20 protein-coding genes are annotated in these 20727 nt (G+C 39.8%); 8 read left to right on the top strand and 12 right to left on the bottom strand.

All coding sequences use genetic code 11. The features are described from left to right. Nucleotides 1–50: 50 nt before the first annotated feature. From CLV96_RS05745 to CLV96_RS05760, 4 genes are all read right to left on the bottom strand, one after another. Nucleotides 51–1829, bottom strand: coding sequence for a methyl-accepting chemotaxis protein (locus CLV96_RS05745; RefSeq protein WP_004784178.1), 1779 nt, complete (start codon nt 1827–1829; stop codon nt 51–53). A 137-nt stretch (nt 1830–1966) separates the two neighbouring features. Beyond that, the gene (locus tag CLV96_RS05750; RefSeq protein WP_004785380.1) at nt 1967–2350 is read right to left on the bottom strand and encodes a hypothetical protein; all 384 of its coding nucleotides are present in this window, start codon (nt 2348–2350) and stop codon (nt 1967–1969) included. Between the two features lie 110 nt (nt 2351–2460). Then, nucleotides 2461–3102 carry a hypothetical protein gene (locus CLV96_RS05755; RefSeq protein WP_004787151.1) on the bottom strand — a complete coding sequence of 214 codons (642 nt, stop codon included), beginning with the start codon at nt 3100–3102 and terminating at the stop codon, nt 2461–2463. 77 nt (nt 3103–3179) lie between these two features. Further along, entirely contained in the window at nt 3180–3401 is a 222-nt protein-coding gene (locus CLV96_RS05760; protein ID WP_004786272.1) for a hypothetical protein, read from the bottom strand. Nucleotides 3402–3890: 489 nt separating this feature from the next. Here CLV96_RS05760 and CLV96_RS05765 point away from each other — a divergent pair, with 489 nt between their 5' ends. From CLV96_RS05765 to CLV96_RS05780, 4 genes are all read left to right on the top strand, one after another. Next, nucleotides 3891–4640 carry a hypothetical protein gene (locus CLV96_RS05765; protein WP_004786444.1) on the top strand — a complete coding sequence of 250 codons (750 nt, stop codon included), beginning with the start codon at nt 3891–3893 and terminating at the stop codon, nt 4638–4640. A gap of 29 nt (nt 4641–4669) precedes the next feature. Next, entirely contained in the window at nt 4670–4924 is a 255-nt protein-coding gene (locus tag CLV96_RS05770) for a hypothetical protein (protein WP_020778240.1), read from the top strand. A gap of 58 nt (nt 4925–4982) precedes the next feature. Next, nucleotides 4983–5681 (top strand): hypothetical protein, encoded by a 699-nt coding sequence (locus CLV96_RS05775; protein WP_004785637.1) that lies wholly within the window; start codon nt 4983–4985, stop codon nt 5679–5681. A gap of 107 nt (nt 5682–5788) precedes the next feature. Continuing rightward, nucleotides 5789–6310, top strand: coding sequence for a hypothetical protein (locus tag CLV96_RS05780; protein WP_004785091.1), 522 nt, complete (start codon nt 5789–5791; stop codon nt 6308–6310). Between the two features lie 91 nt (nt 6311–6401). On the opposite strand, the gene CLV96_RS05785 is transcribed toward CLV96_RS05780, so the two are convergent. After that, nucleotides 6402–6935, bottom strand: coding sequence for a gamma carbonic anhydrase family protein (locus CLV96_RS05785; RefSeq protein ID WP_004786007.1), 534 nt, complete (start codon nt 6933–6935; stop codon nt 6402–6404). 157 nt (nt 6936–7092) lie between these two features. On the opposite strand from CLV96_RS05785, the gene odhB reads away from it, so the two are divergent. Genes odhB through CLV96_RS05800 form a run of 3 tightly spaced genes read left to right on the top strand, consistent with a single transcriptional unit; the run spans nt 7093 to nt 12541 of the window. Beyond that, entirely contained in the window at nt 7093–8322 is a 1230-nt protein-coding gene (gene odhB, locus CLV96_RS05790; protein WP_004784256.1) for a 2-oxoglutarate dehydrogenase complex dihydrolipoyllysine-residue succinyltransferase, read from the top strand. A 9-nt stretch (nt 8323–8331) separates the two neighbouring features. Beyond that, a complete protein-coding gene (gene lpdA, locus CLV96_RS05795; RefSeq protein ID WP_004786394.1) occupies nt 8332–9738 on the top strand; it encodes a dihydrolipoyl dehydrogenase in 1407 nt (468 codons plus the stop codon). A 34-nt stretch (nt 9739–9772) separates the two neighbouring features. Continuing rightward, entirely contained in the window at nt 9773–12541 is a 2769-nt protein-coding gene (locus tag CLV96_RS05800) for a 2-oxoglutarate dehydrogenase E1 component (RefSeq protein ID WP_004787435.1), read from the top strand. Between the two features lie 74 nt (nt 12542–12615). Here the strand turns inward: CLV96_RS05800 and CLV96_RS05805 are convergent, their stop codons facing one another. From CLV96_RS05805 to CLV96_RS05835, 7 genes are all read right to left on the bottom strand, one after another. Next, nucleotides 12616–13395, bottom strand: coding sequence for a hypothetical protein (locus CLV96_RS05805; RefSeq protein WP_004784440.1), 780 nt, complete (start codon nt 13393–13395; stop codon nt 12616–12618). Between the two features lie 2 nt (nt 13396–13397). Beyond that, on the bottom strand, nt 13398–14516 hold the full coding sequence (locus tag CLV96_RS05810) for a DegT/DnrJ/EryC1/StrS aminotransferase family protein (protein ID WP_004784854.1): 1119 nt from the start codon (nt 14514–14516) through the stop codon (nt 13398–13400). A 12-nt stretch (nt 14517–14528) separates the two neighbouring features. After that, nucleotides 14529–14954: a hypothetical protein gene (locus CLV96_RS05815; protein ID WP_004786737.1), complete on the bottom strand. Its 426-nt coding sequence runs from the start codon at nt 14952–14954 to the stop codon at nt 14529–14531. Further along, nucleotides 14951–15895 (bottom strand): PdxA family dehydrogenase, encoded by a 945-nt coding sequence (locus CLV96_RS05820; protein ID WP_004787543.1) that lies wholly within the window; start codon nt 15893–15895, stop codon nt 14951–14953. The genes CLV96_RS05815 and CLV96_RS05820 overlap by 4 nt, the downstream gene beginning before the upstream one ends. Further along, nucleotides 15896–16336 carry a bactofilin family protein gene (locus CLV96_RS05825; RefSeq protein WP_002973191.1) on the bottom strand — a complete coding sequence of 147 codons (441 nt, stop codon included), beginning with the start codon at nt 16334–16336 and terminating at the stop codon, nt 15896–15898. A gap of 67 nt (nt 16337–16403) precedes the next feature. Continuing rightward, nucleotides 16404–17177, bottom strand: coding sequence for a hypothetical protein (locus CLV96_RS05830; protein ID WP_004785268.1), 774 nt, complete (start codon nt 17175–17177; stop codon nt 16404–16406). A gap of 1 nt (nt 17178) precedes the next feature. Beyond that, on the bottom strand, nt 17179–18378 hold the full coding sequence (locus CLV96_RS05835; protein ID WP_004787091.1) for an LBF_1011 family protein: 1200 nt from the start codon (nt 18376–18378) through the stop codon (nt 17179–17181). Nucleotides 18379–18426: 48 nt separating this feature from the next. Between CLV96_RS05835 and CLV96_RS05840 the strand changes: the two genes are divergently transcribed. Further along, on the top strand, nt 18427–20694 hold the full coding sequence (locus CLV96_RS05840) for a lytic transglycosylase domain-containing protein (RefSeq protein ID WP_004786611.1): 2268 nt from the start codon (nt 18427–18429) through the stop codon (nt 20692–20694). Nucleotides 20695–20727 lie beyond the last annotated feature (33 nt).

Below are 20727 nucleotides of genomic sequence, written 5' to 3' on the forward strand. Positions count from 1 at the left end.
ACTAAAACAATATTGGATTTAAAAAGGATCGTATCCTGATCCAGAACCTTTTAGGATACGATTTCCATACTTTCGGTGCTACCCGTATAATAATGTTCGACTAAATCCATGATTTTTTTAGGTTCCGAGACCACTAAGGAACTCTTTTCATGTAAGGTCTCTGATTTAAAGGCAATGACCTGAGCCTGTTCCGATAACCCAAGAAGAATACTTGAAATTTGTTTGGAAGCCAAATTTGCTTCTAAAACAGATTGATCAATTTGTTTGACTTGGTCTTCGACAGACTCTAATTTTACCTTCACTCGATTTGATTCTTGTAGGTCGTGATATAAGGATGCAGCTACCTTATTTAAAATTGATTTCATTTCATAAAACAAATCAGAAACAGAAAATATTTCCAAGGAAGCATCTTTTACCTTTGTCGAAGTTTCTTGGATCACAGACAATGTTTCATCTACATAGGATTTAATTTCTTCTGCAGACACAGCAATTTGTTCATTCAAACTCATCATTTCTTTGGCTACGATCGCAAATCCAGCGCCAACATTTCCTGCTCTTGCTGCCTCAATAGATGCATTTAACGAAAGCAAGTTGGTTCGATTGGCAATTTCGGTTATTATCGAAACTATGTTTAAAATTTTACTAGAAACTTTTTTGATGGCTTCAATCCCTTCCAAAGAATCAGATATTTTTTGTTTTCCTAAATCGGCTTTTTGTGTCGATCTAGCTGATAACTCATCCAATCCTCTTAAAGCATTTTGTGTTCCGTTTAAATTTTGATTCACTGCATCCATGTAATCTCTCATATCCGACATGATCACAGAATGATTTGCAGTGATTTGTTTGATATTGGTGAGAGCAGAAGTCAGTTCTTCCATACAGGCAGCCGCTTCTTCACTTCCAGAAGCCATGGAATGAGTCGAAGTGAAAAAGTGATTGGTGAGGTCCTTTAATTCCTCGGAAATTCGAATAGAAACATGAGTTGCTCTTTGAATTTGAGAAACAATACCCCAAAGGTTAATGCTCATACTCTTCATTGAGAGTAACATTATTTTTACTTCATCCCTACTATCATTATGGAAATGATCTGGGTATTGAAATCTACCGGATGAAACAGAAATCACTGATTCCGTTGCTCTTTGTAACTTTTTATTTTTTTGAGACAATAGATAGACAAAACTGGAAGCAAGCAGCGTTTGTGATAAAAACAAAATACCACATAACAATGGCTTATCTAAACATAAAAAACCGAAAAGACCTAAAAATGGAAGACAACTTGCCAATACAAAAAATACTTCCAGGTATTTGACGGTTCTGATGTTTTTTACCACTTTTCCTTTTTTCCCCAAAGAAAACCGTTGTTTTCTCATTTTTTTGTATAAATCATCATAATACTTCTTTTTATCATCAGCTAATTTTTTCCGAACCGAAACATAACCGACAACTTTTCTTTCTTCGTTTAAGACAGGTGTGATTGTGGCATCAACCCAATAGTAATTTCCAGACTTTGCTCTATTTTTAACTGCTCCGGTCCAAGGCAGCCCTACCTTAATATAGTCCCAAAGTTCTTGGAATACAATTTTTGGCATGTCAGGATGCCGAACTATATTATGTGGTTTCCCAATCATTTCTTCAACAGAATATTCTGAAATTCTTGCAAAGTCAGGTGACACATAAGTAATCAAACCTTTGGCATCGGTGCGAGAGATGATGACATCAGATTCGGTAAGAACATTTTCAACTAAATTTACTTTTACATTTTTCAATTGTTTTCTCCCATCTTTCTCAGCTAACGTATCGTAAACTATAATGATGGGAATTTGAATCAACTCGGTTGTCCATTTTTGATGGACAAACCATGTTGATATTTGTCAATCAGGCATAGGGGGATCTACGAATTTCTAAGAAATAGGAAGTGATTCTTTTTTGGCAAAATCTTGAATCAAGCGAAACAAAGATTTCCCTTTTAAGGAAGTGGATAGGGTGCCACTGGATCGAGTTTACAACCCGCAGCTAAAAGCAATGTCCCCGTGGCGTCCCTTGTGGCCAAAAGGTAACTGGATGTAAGTGTTATACAAGACTTTGCCTTTTTTCGATTAAACGACAAATCCCTCTTTTGGTACCTCACTCCCATGGCATCATACCAACGAGATAGAATGGCTATGTCTGTTAGTCTACGAGAATAGTTGACTCGATCATTTGCCACATCTTGTGCAAAAATTCCGATATAAACATTCAATTCATCAAAAATATCCCGGCCAAGAATGGTTTCTTCCCCAATCCCTGATTTTCCAAGATTGTTACAATTGATAAAAAGAAAAATAAAAAGAAGAAATTTAAAATACTTCACCAGCTAACTTTTGACAAAGTGATCCCTCCGTCAACTAACAAAGAATTAGGTTCTGATAAAAAATTTCTTATCTCCTCCCAAAAAAGGCCTAAATAACAAACTATATTCTTTTATAATTCAATCAATTCCCGACTAAGAGATTGTAATTTTTCCAATAATTCAGGATTATCTTTGCAATCATTTGCAAAATCTGCCTCAAATGCATCCACAAGCAAACGAATGGAGGCGCTTGAAGTGTTATATTCAATACCACCATCAAAGGATTTAGAAAAAATAGGAAGGACAAGATAAAACGGAATTGTTAGCCAGGAGTTGATCCTTCTCCCTTTGATTGGGTAAGTGTAATCTCGGATTAGTTTTTTATCTTCTCTGTTGGAAAGGGTAAAGGTCACCCAGGAATGTGATTCTTCCAATGAAGGAAAAATCCCAAGTGTCAAAAGAAAAAGAACCGCGGAGATCCCTGCACCGTTCACTCCAGAGGATGATGTATAAGTTAATTCTACTTTGGTGGTTTGGCTTAACTTGAATAATTTTGATTTTGCTAATTCGTATTCAAGCGCAGAAGAATTATATAAATTTGGTTTTCCAGATTCAACTCTTCTCACTAGATTAAAACGGATTTTTCCTTGCTGCAGGGTTTCATTGGCTTCTAGATTTTTAGATCCCCGGTCCGCTAACGAAAAATAGTATAAATTACAAGAAACACTGAATGATAAGGCAAATACCAAGACAAACTGCAATAATCGTTTCATAACCTAAGGATGTTTTGCCATTCCGGTTAAGTCAAGGCAAGCGGATTTCATTTGTGACCTATACCAATTCAAATGGATCAATTAGAGTATAAAGCACCAACACAGGTTCCGCAAATATCGGAATCAGCATTTGCCGATTTGGCCACTGCCACTCTAATTTTTTTTAGATCCAATCTTAAAGACGATTTTTCCATTGTTTGTTTGGAAGGATCAAAACCACAAAGGAAAGATTTCACTCCTCCCTTCTCTACTTGGATATGCGCTAATTCTACGTTTTCAAAACGAATGAGTGTGTACAAACTCTAACCTCTATCTTTTATGAATCATATTTTAGTTCGCAGGAACCAGCACAAATCAAAAATTGGGATATTTTTCAATTGTGAATTGGTGGGAGAATCCCAAAAACAGAAACATCAAAAAGTGCAAGGAAATAGTGGATATACCCGTATCACCCAAGAATTCAAAAAACATTTCCAGGAAAACCTACTAGAATCAAAAATCAAACTACATAATGAATGGTAGTGGATATTGATCTTAAAAAAATTCGATAAAAAATAAAATCCATACAAAAAATTGAATATAATCGTTTACTTTATTATGAGTGGAAGTCGAATCATATGAGTTAAACGAAACGAAGACTAACGACATTTCATGTATTACATCTTAGAACGACTCATCAGTAAAATAGCGATACCGTATCTATAACTATTTAAAAGAATGATACGCTCGTTGAATCACTATATTGATACCAAATAAAAAACAAAATAAGTAAGAGAGCAAAGAACACAGTGAAGAAAAAAACCAAATACATATTCGCAGGATTATTTTTTTCCTTAATACTTTTCACTTTTGGAATACAAGCGGAACCGGATATTAGTTCGGAACCGAACCTTGGAAGAAAAAAATTCCATATCTACATCACTCCTATTTACTTAACAAGATATACGGAGTACCCATTCAGATCTAGGCCCGAGAAAAAAACTCTTACAACTCTCTATGGATTTACCAATAACCTATATATGGGTATTTCTTATAGTCGGGGGGAAAATCCAGAAGAGAGAGGAATCTTTGCTTACACGACGCAAAGAAATTCATCAGGAACTCAAGATTATAAAAAAACGAGGGAAGGAGAATATTTTGTTTTTAGAACTCAATACTTTTTCGGCGGAAATGTTTACGGAAGTTTCAATCTTGGCATAGAAAAAGGATATAGAATTGAAGAAAAAAACTTTTTACTATTCCAAGGAAACAATGTGGAATTAATGCCTTATTCCAAAAGTACGATTTATTCTGATCGCCATTTTGCTTCTGCAGGGATTGGATACAGAAGAGAAATGTTTGAATATTTTATTCTCGGAACTGAATTTGAATACGGGATCATGAGTTCAGGAAAAACAAACCAACATTACACATTTAATCCACAATACTTCAATGGCCCCCCACCTAGCTATGTCGCTGAGCAATTCATCATTAGAGATAGGGATAAACCGAACAGCGAATATATGTTCATTTCATTTTACGCAGGAATAGCAATTTAAACAAATCATAACAAAAAAAAGGACATACAATGAAAAAATTAATCTTCTCAGCCATAACCTTGACATTGTTAAACTGTGCTATCCCTGCAAGAGTGGACAAAATGGTTGCCCCCAACGTAAAAACTAAGAATAAAATCAATGACGAAATATTTATCATAGATTCAATAGGAACTGCAACGCCCAGCAAATCATTGATTGGTGTCTACAGAGCAAACCGAGCATACGAATATACGGCCAAAGAGAATATCCGATTGTTTTTGTTAGATTTAGAGAATGTTAGTTAACAACTAGTTCAATGAAATCATTTGACTATATACTGCTAAAGCCATACCAAACATTAGAATGAAAATAATATTTTCAATTTTTGTAATCGCATTCTCAATTATCTGTTGTTCTACGAAAGATACAATCAAATTGAACCGATTGAATCCGGAAGTCAAAAATGAGACTGACCGATTCATAAGAATCAAACTCAACAACTTTAGAAATTTCAAAACAGAAATCAGTTTGGTTCTACAAGATTACAAGTCATTCCAATCGGAAAATTATAAATTCGAATCGCAGTATAGTTTTGAAGAAACTACTGATGGTGAATTTATCGATATCCAAATACCAAAAGGAGACTATGTAGGTTCATTAAAACTAACATCAACAAATCTCATTCCTTATTACAAAAGAACCAAAGGCTATCACGTATTGTCCTTCGGTCTAAATCGGAATGATACTACTTTGAAAACATCTCTAGCCAATTGTAATTTCAGCAAAGGTTATGCACAAATGGGAACACCGAGTCATTATTCCTTCCACACTTGCGAAAATCTAGAATTATCCTATAACAACAAAACTTTCGAGTTCTCCCTTTCCGAACCAGACCAAATCAATCCAGAAAGCACTATCTTATCACTGTTTGCTAGTTTCTCATTAGGCACAAGTTCCACTTTTGCTTTATATCCTTATGCCCCCTTTCTTGTTTTCCATGGATTTTTTGGTCTCACCCAAAAAGATATTTTCATTCATTTAGATCATTATGGAGTCTTGTAGAAGAATGGATGAAAGACAAACACATCAAATTTGTTTTGACATTTTGTAAATTCATATATCGCATCAAACGTTAAGTGATCATTTCTGAAACCAGACCAAAGAAATATATGAGGAAATTTAGTTTACTCACCACACTCACGTTAATTTCCCTAACATCCATTCAGTGTTTTTATGGTATCGCAAGAATCGGTTCCACAGAATGGGTGAATGAATCCTTTGAAATTACAGAAGAGAGAAAAAAAATTAAACACGCAACCGACTTTCGAAACCCGCCAATTTATTCGAAAGCAGATATCATCGCCAAATGGGGAGAACCATCTAACATAGGGAAGGATGTGGTCTGTGATTATATTGCCTACCGCGATGGATTGGAATGGAATTTTATCGGTGTAATTGTTGGGTTCATTCCCATCCCTCTCCTTATTTTTCCATCTGGTTTCGATTATATTAAAATCTACTTCAAAGAAGAAAAAAGTGTCGGCCTCACCAAACCCTACTACAATACCACACATAGTTACGGATATAAGTGTGATCATAATAATTTTTGTAGTATTGCTTTTGGACGGACCTCAGATTATCAATATCGACAACGGAAACCAACGGCTTGCTTTGAAAGGCCAACATACTAATCATTGAAATTCAAAGAAGCGCACAAGGGATAGAAGCGGAAATCCTTTCGCCATTGCGAAAGATTGGAGCGGATAGCCCGGTCCCTTTCCGTCAGGAAAGGGATGTGCCCCCAATGCCTTCACTGCGATAGTTTTCTTTATACTTCACATAGTTGTTTGCCGTGCGGGTGATGATCTCGCGGTCCTTGTCTGTGATGTCGCGGATGATTTTGGCGGGGCTTCCCATCACAAGAACCCCAGGTGGGATTTTTTTCCCAGGGGGAACGAGGGAGCCGGCACCCACAAAGGACCATTCTCCAATTTCCACATCGTCCATAAGCATCGCCCCCATCCCCACAAAACTATGATCCCGCAAAACACAACCATGGATGGTGGCATGGTGGCCGATGGATACATAATCCCCAATGGTGACGGGAAAGAGATCTCTTGCCACATGTACGAGAGTCATGTCTTGGATGTTCACATGTTTGCCAATCGTGATGGTATTTACGTCACCACGAAGAACACATTGGAACCAAATGGAAGACTCTTCGCCAATTGTGACTTTTCCAAGTACATCAGCTGAGGGTGCCACCCAGGCCGAAGGGTGGATAGAAGGTGTATGGCCTTGGAAAGAACGGATCATACTTGCTAAACATAGGGGATCGAACTGAAACTCAAGGTCTTTTCGTTTTTCCGCTTGCGTTTTTACCTTTGGCTAAGTTACGGTAGTCTTAGATTCAAATGGGATCTCACTCCTCAAAAACGCTATTTTTCTCTAAAAACCTGCTAAGGAACATTTCATGGCAATAGAAATCAAAGTCCCCGAGATGGGGGAATCCGTAACCGAAGCAACGATCAGTGCTTGGACCAAAAAAGAAGGCGATGCTGTAAAAGTAGACGAAGTGCTCGCTATTTTAGAAACAGACAAAGTCTCATTAGAGATTCCTGCTCCCGCATCTGGGGTTTTAAAATCCATCGCCAAAAAGGTGGGAGATGTGGTTCATGTGCGAGATATCCTCGGTGCCATTGAAGAAGGTGCTGTTGCGGCGGCTCCTGCGAGTTCTGGTAGCGCGGCTCCGAAAGCGGAAACACCAAGTGCGCAGCCTAACACGGGCAAAGTGAACGACGAACTTCCTCCTGCCGCTCGTAAACTCATCGAAGAAAATAAATTAGATATTTCAAAAATCACGGGAACTGGTCGCAACGGACAAATCACAAAAGAAGATGTGATCCTGTTTATGGAAAAAGGTGGCGCAAGCGCACAAGCGGCTCCGAAAGCAGCGGCAAGTCCTGAGATTCCAAAAGCGGTTGTGGTTTCGGCAAATGCCGGTCCTAGAGAAACTGTGGTGCCGATGACAAAACTTCGCCAAACCATCGCAAATCGATTGGTGAGTGCACAACATACGGCAGCCATCCTTACCACTTTCAACGAAGTGGATATGTCTCCGATTATGGAACTTCGAAATAAATACAAAGACAAGTTCAAAGAAACTCACGGTGTTGGTCTTGGATTCATGTCTCTTTTCACAAAGGCAGCGGTGGCAGCTCTCAAAGCCTATCCTGCCATCAATGCAGAAATTCGCGGAACAGACATCGTCTACAAAAACTTCTATGATATCGGAGTGGCCGTGGGTGGACCAAAAGGTCTTGTGGTTCCCATTGTGCGTAATGCCGACCTACTGAGTTTTGCTGGTGTGGAACAAGAGATCGCAAGACTTGCTGGCAAAGTAAAAGACGGAAAAATCTCTCTCGAAGATATGGAAGGTGGAACTTTCTCTATCTCCAATGGTGGTGTGTATGGATCGATGATGTCGACACCCATCCTCAACCCTCCCCAATCGGGAATTCTCGGAATGCACAATATCGTCAAACGTGCGGTAGTTGTGAATGACCAAATTGTGATTCGCCCTATGATGTACTTAGCTCTTTCTTATGACCACAGAATTGTGGATGGAAAGGAAGCGGTTCAGTTCCTTGTGAAAATCAAAGAAATGGTAGAGGATCCAACTAGACTCCTCTTTGAGGTATAAGAGGATTTTATGGAACAATATGATATCATTGTCATCGGTGCAGGTCCTGGTGGGTATGTGGCGGCAGTTCGCGCTGCCCAACTTGGTAAAAAAGTAGCCATCATCGAAAAAAGAAAAACTCTTGGGGGAACTTGCCTCAACGTAGGTTGTATCCCTTCCAAAGCCCTTCTCGACTCTTCCGAAGAGTATCACAAAACAAAACACAAGTTAGCTGACCATGGAATCTCCGTAAAAGATGTAAAAATCGATATCGCGAAGATGATGGCTCGTAAAGACAAAGTGGTAAGTGAAGTGACATCCGGTGTAGACTACCTGATGAAAAAAAACAAAATCACTCGTTACTTAGGTCATGCCAGTTTTGTTTCTAAAACAGAAGTTTCGATCACCGCAGAAGATGGTAAAAAAGAATCCATAAGCGGAACCCATATCATCATTGCCACTGGTTCTACCCCAATTGAAATCCCTCCCCTTCCAGTGGACGGAAAAAATATTGTTACCTCAGACCATGCCATCGCTCTAGACTCAGTTCCAGAACACCTCATCATTGTCGGTGCAGGTGTGATTGGTTTGGAACTGGGCTCTGTCTGGTTACGCCTTGGTGCCAAAGTCACTGTGGTAGAACTTATGCCACGTCTTTTCGGAACGGCTGACCAAGCGATGGCAAGTCTTGCAGAAAGATTATTAACACAGCAAGGGATTAATTTCCTATTTGAAACCAAAGTGCATGGCGCCAAAGTCAAAGGCAAAAAAGTAGAAGTCGAAATCGAAGGCAAAGACGGCAAAAAAACCATTCTCGAAGGAGACAAGGTTCTTGTGTCCATCGGACGCCGTCCCAACACAGACGGACTCGGTGCCAAAGAAATTGGAGTCGAGATGACGGACCGTGGCCGTGTCAAAGTAGAACTGAACAAATTCCAAACCAATATCCCAAATATCTATGCGATTGGGGATGTCGTGGATGGCCCCATGCTGGCACACAAAGCAGAAGATGAAGGGATTGCCGTTGCCGAACTCATTTGTGGTAAGTATGGCCATGTGAACTACAAAGCCATTCCTTGGATTGTTTACACTTGGCCCGAAGTGGCTTGGGTGGGACAAGGTGAGGAAGAACTAAAAGCCAAAGGGATTGAATACAAAGTGGGTAAGTACATGTTCAAACCCAATGCTCGTGCCAAAGCCATGAACGAAACCGATGGACAAGTCAAAGTCATCGCAGACAAAAAAACGGATAAACTTCTTGGAGTGTATATCGTTGGACCAAGAGCCTCGGACATGATCGCAGAAGCTGCGATAGCTTTTGAATTTGGTGCGAGTGCGGAAGACATTGCTCGTTCCACACATGCCCACCCCACTCTTTCCGAAGTCCTTCGGGAAGCGGCGATGGATGCAGATGCAAAATGGTCCATCCATTCGTAAATTAACTGTTGTTTTGTTGTTTTAGGGAGAGTATATGACAACCGACCAGATGATGAGTTTATACGGCGATAACGTCGTATTATTGGAAGAGTATTATAAACAATTCAAAGAAGATCCACAAAGTTTATCAAAAGACTGGATCGACTTTTTTGGAGAACTAGAAAGGAGTTCCGTTTCGAGTAACGGATCCAACGGAAATGGATTCGGTGGGAATGGATACGTCAACTACGCTTCCACCGAACACCGGAAAGGTTCTTCGCTCAGTGACTTCGGGATCATCAACCTTCTCAATGCCTACAGAAGGCAAGGGCACTTAGCGGCAAATTTAGATCCACTGGGAATCACTAAACCCAACCGGGAATTCATTGATCTCAAAGTCAAAGCCTTAAAACAAACTGACTTAGAAACAGAAGTAGATTCCGGTGTTGCCAACCTAGGAAAAGCCAAACTAAAAGACGTCATCGATTGGTTTGAAAAAACCTATTGCGGCTCGATTGGTTGTGAACACTACTACCTTGTTAATGATGAGGAAAGAGAGTGGTTACAAAACCGGATGGAACCTCTTGCCAACAGCGAACCCATCAGCAAAAAGACCGCCTTACGTTTGTTTGAAAAGTTATACCAAGCCGATAGTTTTGAAAACTTCCTCGCCAAAAAATTCGTAGGGAAAAAACGTTTTTCTCTCGAAGGTGGGGAAACCATGATCCCTATGCTTGATACCCTTGTGGAAGAAGCAGGTGGGCATAAAATGGATGCGCTTGTCATTGGAATGGCACACAGGGGACGACTCAACGTTCTTGTGAATATCATTCGTAAACCGGCGGGCCTTATCTTTGCTGAGTTCGAAGAAAAACTAAATCCAGGCCAACTTGGTTATGCAGACGTGAAATACCACCTCGGGTATTCAAACAATGTCATGACACATTACGGAAAAGAAGTCAAACTCTCTCTTGCCTTCAACCCTTCTCACTTAGAGGCCGTAGACCCAGTCATCTTTGGATCGGTTCGTGCCCGCCAAGAAATGGCAAAAGACATTGACCGCTCCAAATTTATGCCAGTGGCCATCCACGGGGATGCTGCCTTTGCTGGACAAGGGGTTGTGGCAGAAACTCTCAATATGATGAACCTAGATGGTTATACTGTTGGTGGAACCTTCCATATCGTGATCAACAACCAAATTGGATTCACCACTTTACCGAGCGAATCAAGATCTACTCTATATGCAACTGACCTTGCCAAAGGATTCCAAGTTCCTATTTTCCATGTGAACGGAGATGATCCAGAAGCTACCTACCGAGTCACAAAACTTGCGTTAGAATACCGTCAAAAATTCAAAAAAGATGTGATCATCGATTTAATCTGTTACAGAAGGCTTGGTCATAATGAAACGGATGAACCAACCTTCACACAACCACAGATGTATGATATCATCAAAAAACATCCCAAAACCATCAAAATTTACGAAGAGAAATTGTTGCTACGTGGTGACATCACTGCAGAAGAAATTCAATTCATAAAAGATGGAATTGCACAAGGACTTGAAGACTCTTTCCAACAAGCTAAGGAAAAAGACACTCGCATTACCGTAGACACTCTCGGTGGAGTTTGGTCCAGATACACAAAAGAACCTTTGGATTCTGATGTCCACACACAACTCCTCCAACAACAATTAGGTGGAATTGTCAAAGCAGTTACTACCCTTCCAGAAGGATATACAGCGAACCCAAAACACATCAAGGTTTTAGAAGACCGTAAAAAGATGGGTGCGGGAGAACTTCCAATCGATTGGGGTTTTGCAGAATCACTATCTTTTGGATCCATTTTGGAAAATGGATTTCCGATTCGTCTCGGGGGACAAGATGCTCAAAGGGGAACTTTTTCTCACAGACATGCCACTCTTTCGGATATCGTGAATGGAAAAAAACTCACTCTTCTCAATCACATTAGCGAAAAACAAGCAAAAATAGAAATCGTAAACTCTTCCCTTTCGGAGTATTCTTGTCTCGGATTTGAGTATGGATATTCGCTTGCTGATCCGAGTAGCCTTGTGATGTGGGAAGCTCAGTTTGGTGACTTTGCAAACAACGCACAGGTAATCTTTGACCAGTTCATTTCGAGTTCGGAAATCAAATGGCAAAGGATGTCTGGTCTTGTTTGTTTACTCCCTCATGGGTACGAAGGACAAGGTCCTGAGCACTCGTCAGCAAGACTAGAACGTTTCCTACAACTTTGTGCTTTGGACAATATCCAGGTGGCAAACCTAACCACACCGGCTCAGTATTTCCACATTTTGCGTCGCCAAATCTTACAAAGCTTTAGAAAACCGCTTATCATCATGACACCGAAGTCACTCCTTCGTTTGAAAGAAGCAGCTTCTAGTTTGGAAGACATCACAACTGGTGCCTTCAGAAAGATCCTTCCTGATCCAGTGGCAAAACCGGAAAAAGTGGAGAAGTTACTTTTCTGCTCAGGAAAAGTTTACTATGACTTACGCAAAGCCATCGATGCGCAAAAACTGGAAAACGTAGCAGTCGTTCGCATTGAACAACTCTACCCGTTCCCAGAAAACCATATCAAACAAATGATCACAAGTTATGGAAAACTGAAAAAATTTGTATGGGTACAAGAGGAGCCAAAAAACCAAGGGGCATGGTTCTTTGTTCGGGATCGTATCGAAGCGGTGATGCCTGAGAACAAACGTCTCCATTATGCAGGTCGTTCCGAGTTCCCGAGCCCTGCTTGTGGTCACGTGGTCACTCATCTAAAAGAACAAGAAGATTTAGTAAAGGATGCTTTGTCTTAAAAAGAAAAGCATCTTAGAACAATAAATGATTGTGTAATGAATGGCCTTGGGGGAATACTCAAGGCCATTTTAATTTATGGATTGGAATTTGTTGGTGTTGCCAATGCTTCTAAAGATCCACTTAAAATTCCTTTGGAAGTACTCGCATCATAATCAAAAATATGAAGTTTGATTTCAGGTTCTGGGAGTTTTCTTCTTTTATTGATTTGTTTTTCTGGATTCTTTCCTAGAACTAAAGTAAGGTGGTTCTTTGCCGAATTGTAAACGAGTTTTCGAAAATGGAATCCATCTGGAATTACCGTTTGTAAACCACTTGTCTCTGGATCAAAAAGATAAACCAATTTATGATCCTTATAATTTAAAACCCCATCCAAATTACTATCTTCTGTGACTGCAAGGATGATGATTTTTTTCTCCAAAGATAAAACATCTTCTTTAGGATCATCGATTGTGTTCGACACCGTTTTTTTGGCAAAATCACCCACAAAAAAATCCCAAATGTAGACATCATGAGGAAAGAGTTTTTGAACCTTTCCATCTTTTAGATTGATGGAGTATAGATTTCTCGCATGTGATAAAATCCCATCAGGACCAAACCCACCGGATTCCGTTACCAGTCCATGTGGGTAAATGAAGAATTGTTTCCAATAGATTTTTCCATTACCGTCTTCTAAATCTAAACTATCAGAAGGTTCGGGGGCACTATCTTTATTGTCTTTTTCCTTAGACTCGGGAGTTTCTACAGTAACTTCATACCCATCGTCATAAAGACGCCAACTCTTAGACAAACTAAAAGTTAGCACCGCCAAAATGAGTAAAAAGAATAAAAAAACTCCGACTCTAAACTTTTCCATTATTAGGTTGCGTTATATGCTCTTATCGCACTAAACACTTCATCCAATTCAGAATCTGACATATAAGCAAATAGTGGAAAGTTAAGAACTGATTTAGAAATCCGGCGTGCATTTCCATCCTTTCCAAATCTTTCGATGAGGTATGGTTTGGCACCTGGTTGGTCGGACATAGCACCCGGATAAATATTTCCAAATCCAATCCCTTTTTCTTTGAGAACAGCTTCGATTTTGGGACGAATTTCAGGGTCCACCAAAGTCACATTACAGTATCCATTTTCCTCATAACCTTTCGGCGGTTGGATGACTCCAATTCCTAAACCGGGAAGTTCTTTATAGTATATGTTTTGCGATTTTTTCCTTGAATCAATCCTTGCTTGCAAGTGTTTTAAAGATAAATTTAAGAAGGCTGCTTGTAAAGAATCAAGTCTTGAGTTCCAACCGACAAGTCCATGTTCATAATGAGAAGTTCTTCCGTGGTTGACAAGCCTACGTGTTACAACAGATAATTCTTCATCATTGGTAAATACTGCACCACCATCACCGGCAGCACCTAACACCTTTGCAGGATAAAAGGAAGTTGTGGAAATGAGAGCATCTTTGTACAAAGACTTACCATTGTGTTTTACACCAAAACACTGAGCCCCATCTTCAATGAGGGCTACATTTTTTTCTTTGCAGAATTTACGGAGTTCTTCAATGTTTGCTGTTCCCCATCCGTACAAATGAACCACAAGAGCTGCTTTCGGTTTTACTTTTTCGACAGCTTCCTTGAATACTTGGAAGTCCATTTGTAAATCAACTGGATTGGTATCCACAGTATAAGGATCACCACCCACATTCACCACTGCCTCAAAGGTCGCCCAAAATGTTGAATCAGGTAACAAAACTTTATCACCACGACCCACACCAACTGCACGAAGAGCCAATTGCAAAGCATCGGTTCCATTGGCACAACCAATGGCATACTTTGTCTCTGCCCAAGTGGCGAGATTTGTTTCTAAATCGGTAACTTCGTTTCCACCGATAAACTGTGCGTTTACGGACATGGACTTTACTTTTTCATTCCAGGTGTCCAAAAATCCTGGTTCAAATCTTTTGATATCTATAAATGGAACTGCCATTGTATGCCCTTTTTATTTACTTATTATGAAAACTTGATGAAGCCAACCATTGAACTCTTTGGAATACATGGTCCAAAGAAAAAACATAACCCAATACAGAACTGTCCCATAAGCAAGTGCGGGGATCAAGGTTTTACTTAAATTATTGGATGCGGAATAATAAATTCGAATGAGAACAAGGGGCCACAAAAAGAATAAAAATACATAGATAGAATTTCCCATAGCCGAAATCCAAAGAAGAACTTCTGCCTTAGGATTTTCCTTCCAACGAGCCACCCCTTCCCAAAATTCAGGAAAAAATTGAACCAAATAAAAACAAAACACGAGGAAGAAAAAAAACTTCCAATGGGATTCCAAGTCTCTCCGGAAAAGAGTGAGAAGTAGGCCCACAAACCAAATAAAAAGAACCGGAAAGGCAAGGACTTCCAATAGTGTCATGGTTTTGTTTTTGTATTCTCCGTGAGTCGTTCTAAACAGGAGATGAGTCCTGTTGCATCTGCTTTGCCCTTACCTGCAATGTCAAAGGCAGTTCCGTGGTCGGGGGACACACGGGTAAAATCCAGTCCTAAGGTTATGTTGACTCCCTTTTTCCCTTCAAGCAATTTAAATGGAATGAGTCCTTGGTCGTGGTAGGAAGCCAAATACAAATCGTACGGCCGGGCCCCTGGCAAAAATGCAGAATCGGCAGAAAGCGGTCCGTCTACAGAAAACTTAGCTTTGCGTAGCACTTTGGCACCTACGGCAAGGATGGTCAATTCTTCATCCCCGATCTTTCCACCTTCTCCGGCATGAGGGTTAAGGCCCAAATAGGCAATCTTTGGATTCTTTAAAAATGGAGAACGAACGAGGGCCTTAGTGAGTTCCTTCCAAGAAAATTTTTTTAGTTCTTTTACCACGTCTTTCAAAGGGACATGGGTGGTTAAGGGGATGACACTTAGTTTTTCGCCGGTCATCATCATAAAGGTAGGTCGTTTGTAATACTTTGCCAAGGTTTCTGTATGGCCTCGAAATCCTTTGATTCCCGCCTTTCCAACCCACTCTTTGGAAAGTGGTAACGTAATGAGGTCGGCTCCAAGTTCCTTTTGTAGGTCCAGTGCGGCAAGTAATGAATCATAAGCCATCTGGCCAGATGTTTTGGATGGTTTGCCCAAAACAAATGAGTGAGTTTTTTTAGAACCAGACCAAGGAATTGAATAAAATCCTGGTTCCGTACTAGGTTTGGTGAGGTTTGGGAGAGAGGGAACGGTGATGTTGTGAGGCCCACGCACCAAGTAAATGCGGTGGTGTTTCCCCAAAGCTAACAAATGAGGGAAGGCGGAAACCAAAAGTTCATAGTTGATACTGGTGGGATCGCCTTCCGAAATCAGAATGGTTTTCAATTATTCTTTTGCGTTTGGTTGTTTCCCAAAAATCTTCTCAACACTTAAGGAATCTTTTGAGTATTCCAATTCAATTAGGTCTTTGGCACTGTGTTTGAGGTCGTTGGAAATCATACAACGACCTTCCAAAATCACCCCGTTTTGGATGATGAGCTCTGGAGTTTTGATATCTCCTAGAATTTTAGAGGTAGGTAGGAGCATCACACGATTTCTAGCAGTGACGTTTCCAACAACAATTCCCTCTACGATGACACTGGCAGCAGTGATGTTGGTTTTGACCTTTCCGGTAACACCGATATAGAGGTGTTCGGCTTGGAGGGATTTTCCCTCGAATTTACCGTCAATTTTTAAGGAGCCATTGATGAAGAACTTACCGTTGAAGTAAGAATTCTCACCAATAGTTGAATTGGTAACTTCGGTCTGATTTTTGACTAATGCCATGCGTTTGCGAGTCCGTGTATGTGATTTTTCACAGTGTGCGTTTCCCCCCGGGAATGAAAAGGTTTTTTTACCCTCGAAAGGACGGGAGTCGAATCAAATCACAAGCTTCCTCTGCAAATTCTTGAAATTCGCGAAGCCCTTCCATAATCGAACGACCTTCCAAAACCGTGGCCTTTTCAAACCTAGGATTGAATTTGATCGGTTCTTCCATGTTCATAATGACATTTACCCCATCCTTGATGTCTTTATTTACTGCTGTCAGGAAATCTCGAAATTTACCAAGAGTTTCAAAAGACTCAGCAATAAAAATTCGGGATTGTTTGTTTTTCATTCGAGAGAGCTGTTCACGAAACTCCTGTTTGTCGGCAGCAGCATATTCTTCGACGGTTTCCACTAGAATTTTCATGTTCCGACGTAAGTTCTCCATGTATTTGAGAACAGAATCTCTTTCTGTGGCATGTGAATAATCGAATTTTATATGACCATCCCCTAGGATTGGAATGTATTCCAAATCCATAATATTCACAAGTGTTCCAATTTGATTGATTTCGCTATCATTCGAATTGGGAGTAATTTTCATCACTGGATACTGAGAAATGACTTTGTGTTTGAGGTTTTCTGGATTTTCCTCTCTAGTTTTTGCATTGCGCATCGTTTGTTCTAAATTATCAGGAATTCCTTCCGGAGATACTTCTTGCATCCGGCGCCTGTAGCGCTCAATGTCAAATGCCACACGTTCTTTTTGCAGATCATTTTTGGCATTTCTTTCAATTTTCTCCAAATTTCTTAGCATTTTCTGCAATTTGGAGAGTTCCATAATCTGTTCTTGTGAAAGAGGCATTTTATTCCCAACCTTCTGGAATGTTAGTAGATTCACCAGTAGCAACTAGCGTTCGTTCAATGGATTTTGAGAGAATCTCTTCCCCATTTAATTTCAAAACCCTCCAATACAAATTGAGAGCCAGAGGTAAATATTTTAGCCTTCCTGCTTGTTTATAAAACTCCAAAAAATGTTGGTTTTCTTTTTTCACAAAACTAATAAAAGCCAACTGCAAATTGATAAAGTAAGAATAAGGTCTCTTCCATAATTCTGTTTTTAATTCTTCTTCGAACCTTTCTTTATCGTTACGAAACCGCACGATTGTTTCCACAAAGGGATCCATTTGGTGAGTTAGTTCATAACCAAATCCATCTCCATAGGTCCAATCACCTCTAAGATTTGTTTCAAGATCCTGCCTGTATAAAACGAAAGTGTTTTCTGGAAAATATCGTTTTGCATAACGCAAAGCAGGAAAGGCAGGAATTTTTCCAAGTGAAACAGAACGGAATTTTTGTTTTTCCCAATCTTCCCATTCTTCATAAAATCCTATAAGAAATTTCCAGAACCGAAAAGTTTCTTCGCCTGTAAACAAACCAATTTCGATCGCATGAAACAGAACGCCAGAAATTTGCCAATGGGAATCAAAAACAACTGCATCGGTAAGTGTTTTAAAATTGATAACATCTTTGTTTCCTTTTTCAAATTCAACTAACATATGTAAAATGGAGTTTTCAAAAGAAAAATCAGAACTTTCCCAACCAAGCAAATGCAAAAACCTACGATTGTCATCCGTTTGGCCGAAAAAATCTTTGGTTTTCAAAACCCAATTTCGAAACTCAAGGACCTTTCCCAAATACAAAAAACCAAATCCAATGAGTTCCCAGTCCTCTCTTTCCATTTCTTCAAACTCACGTTTTTGGCAAAGGTCCCAAATTTGTTCCAAAGTTTCTATGGGGAAAGGAGAGGGAGAGACCAGTTGCGGGTCCCGGAAGCGAAAGGTGAGCTCATTTTCTCCTAGAACGGAACAAAGGCTGAACCCCCCAGAAAAATCGGTCGATAAATAGAAGAGATAGTTTGCAAAACGAGACTGATTGCCCGAAAAAAAGGCACGAAGGATTGGCCAAAGTTCATTCAGGTTGGCCTTTTTCGAAATTAGAGGACCAGGGTGGAATTCAATCCGGTATTCCGGCCATTGCAGTTTGTATTCTGTTTGTAAGCTCATAAGGAGAGGAACCTTCCCTCTCTAAATTCGTAATCATAGGAAGTATGCATGAGGCATTTTTGGTTAGCAAGTAGAATTCTTCTCTTTTTCACAACATCCCTATTTGCGGACACTGACCTTCAGTATTTAATCAAATCTCATCAGTGGGGTCAAATCGAAAGTCACTTTCGAAATACAAACCCTTCCCGTGAAAGTGAAGTTTATAGTTTAATTGAATTTCATGAAAAAGCACCTAACGGAGACAAGGAGAAAAGATTTCGATATTTGATTTCTCTTGTACGTGGAGTTTTTGTCACAGAATCCTCGGAAGAAGAGGTCAGAAAAATCCTGACACAAACTATGCCCTTCCAAACAACCCTTTTTAAACTTAGTTATTGGAAGTTGTACACCGAAATCACGCAAAGAAACTATCTCACTCCGCAAGAAAGAATTCAATTTTTGAATCGATTGAATTTGGAAGAAGATCCCATTTGCCGCAGGCTTCTTGATGAACTGGTTCGCCTCCTTGCAGCAAATAACCAATGGAAAGAAATTTTAGATAAAATTAACTCCATCCAAGAATCACATAGACGTTACCTTTTGACAGGGGATACACAATACAGATACGGGAAAGCAAAACTAGTGTTAGGCGACGAAAAAGCAGCCGTCGAAGAATGGCTCATTTGCCTGCAACGAGAAGGACTTAGCGATTCCACTGTACAGATGATTGCGGCCGACTGGTCCAAATACAAAGGGTCGGGAAGTATTTTACAACTGGCTCCATCTGAGTTCACCCTCTTATTGCCAGCGATCAACAATAGTGACAAAGAAGCCGTGTTTCGTACAAGACCAGAACTATTCTCTACAAGACTTGCTTATTATGAAGGGTTCAAACATCTCACTTCTATTCTAACCAAAACGGGGAAAATCAACGAACTTTTTAGGGTTTTACGTGCAAACAAAACCTTCGTGGATATGGATTCTTCGTATATTGTATCCCTTGCAGACATATTATACCAACAAAACAAATTTCAAAATGCCATTGAACTTTTAAAAACATTTCCTGGTAAAGATGCAGGATACTACAGAGTTCTTGCAGCCACTTATGACAGATTAGGCGATCGTGAGATGTATTTTGAAAACTTAATTTTATATTTAGGAAAATATCCATTTAATCTTTTTTATCAGGACAGACTGATCGAATATTTAGTGGATCGTAAAGGAGAAAAATCAAATTATGCTCCAATTACAAAATTTGAAAGAGCCCTTGCTGAAATTCCAAACCTTCCTGTCAAAGGCCGACTCGTTTATTGGTATTTACGATCTCTAAAAGAAAGCGGTGATACAGAAAAATTAAAAAAAGAACTAAAAAGATACTACGCACTTTGCCCCGGCTCTTATTATACGCGAGTCATCCGAGAAGAATTTTTGCCGATCATCAAAGAATCAAACAAACCAGACAATCCTACTTACAATAAAGAATATTTATTTGAATATTTATCTTATACCGCAGGTATTCCCGAAGAATCTTATGCTATCCTCGGTAGAAACCTAGGATTTGTGTATCCTAAAGATTCTTATGAATTAGGAAATAAACTGGGAGGGATGAGTTCACGAATCCAAGGGCATAAACTTCTGAACCTTGCCAAAGAATACTTTCGAGTCGGAGAAGATAGTCTAGGTTTAAGTTTGGTTAATTTTCATGTAAAACGAGAGAACCTTTCCGAAGAAGAAAAAGATGAAATTTTAGTGGGGATTGGAGACTTAACATATAACACATATTATACTGCTTTTCACACAAGGTCTCTTCTCAAAAGACATTTGATCCCAGATGACCCCATCCTACTCCCCACTTCCCTTTCCGTACGCATTTACCCAAGACCCCACCAAAACATTGTCTCACGTTATGCCCAGGAAAATGATATCTCCGAAGACAAAGTTTATGCTCTGATGCGCCAAGAATCTTTTTTTAAGGAAACGGCCACCTCTCGATCCAATGCACGGGGCCTTATGCAAATTATGCCGGCAACAGGAAAGGAACTCGCCTCACGTATGGGAATTACTTCCTATTCCCTCTATGAACCCGAAACCTCCATCAGGCTCGGGACAAAGTTTTTAGCCTACCTTTTGAAATCGAACGGAAATGAATTGAAATGGGCATCCATCGCTTACAACGGAGGCCCAGGGAATTTACGAAAGTGGAAGAAGTCTGTTTATACCGGTGATTTTAACCATTTTTTGGAAGACCTTCCTTACAAAGAGTCGAGAGATTACTGTCGCATCGTGGTCTCTAATTTCTACGCCTATGACATTATGAAAAAATACCACAAGTTGTAAAAAATGACTTTTCCCCACCCTTTCCCCTGTCTA

It is taken from the genome of Leptospira meyeri (assembly GCF_004368965.1).
GTDB classification, from domain to species: Bacteria; Spirochaetota; Leptospiria; order Leptospirales; family Leptospiraceae; genus Leptospira_A; species Leptospira_A meyeri.

Coding starts and splice junctions, on each gene's coding strand:
- CLV96_RS05825 (WP_002973191.1), bottom strand. CDS start 16,336: ATGGCATTAGTCAAAAATCAGACCGAAGTTACCAATTCAACTATTGGT.
- CLV96_RS05755 (WP_004787151.1), bottom strand. CDS start 3,102: ATGAAACGATTATTGCAGTTTGTCTTGGTATTTGCCTTATCATTCAGT.
- CLV96_RS05840 (WP_004786611.1), top strand. CDS start 18,427: ATGAGGCATTTTTGGTTAGCAAGTAGAATTCTTCTCTTTTTCACAACA.
- CLV96_RS05830 (WP_004785268.1), bottom strand. CDS start 17,177: ATGCCTCTTTCACAAGAACAGATTATGGAACTCTCCAAATTGCAGAAA.
- CLV96_RS05785 (WP_004786007.1), bottom strand. CDS start 6,935: ATGATCCGTTCTTTCCAAGGCCATACACCTTCTATCCACCCTTCGGCC.
- CLV96_RS05780 (WP_004785091.1), top strand. CDS start 5,789: ATGAGGAAATTTAGTTTACTCACCACACTCACGTTAATTTCCCTAACA.
- odhB (WP_004784256.1), top strand. CDS start 7,093: ATGGCAATAGAAATCAAAGTCCCCGAGATGGGGGAATCCGTAACCGAA.
- CLV96_RS05835 (WP_004787091.1), bottom strand. CDS start 18,378: ATGAGCTTACAAACAGAATACAAACTGCAATGGCCGGAATACCGGATT.
- CLV96_RS05810 (WP_004784854.1), bottom strand. CDS start 14,516: ATGGCAGTTCCATTTATAGATATCAAAAGATTTGAACCAGGATTTTTG.
- CLV96_RS05805 (WP_004784440.1), bottom strand. CDS start 13,395: ATGGAAAAGTTTAGAGTCGGAGTTTTTTTATTCTTTTTACTCATTTTG.
- CLV96_RS05800 (WP_004787435.1), top strand. CDS start 9,773: ATGACAACCGACCAGATGATGAGTTTATACGGCGATAACGTCGTATTA.
- CLV96_RS05775 (WP_004785637.1), top strand. CDS start 4,983: ATGAAAATAATATTTTCAATTTTTGTAATCGCATTCTCAATTATCTGT.
- lpdA (WP_004786394.1), top strand. CDS start 8,332: ATGGAACAATATGATATCATTGTCATCGGTGCAGGTCCTGGTGGGTAT.
- CLV96_RS05770 (WP_020778240.1), top strand. CDS start 4,670: ATGAAAAAATTAATCTTCTCAGCCATAACCTTGACATTGTTAAACTGT.
- CLV96_RS05815 (WP_004786737.1), bottom strand. CDS start 14,954: ATGACACTATTGGAAGTCCTTGCCTTTCCGGTTCTTTTTATTTGGTTT.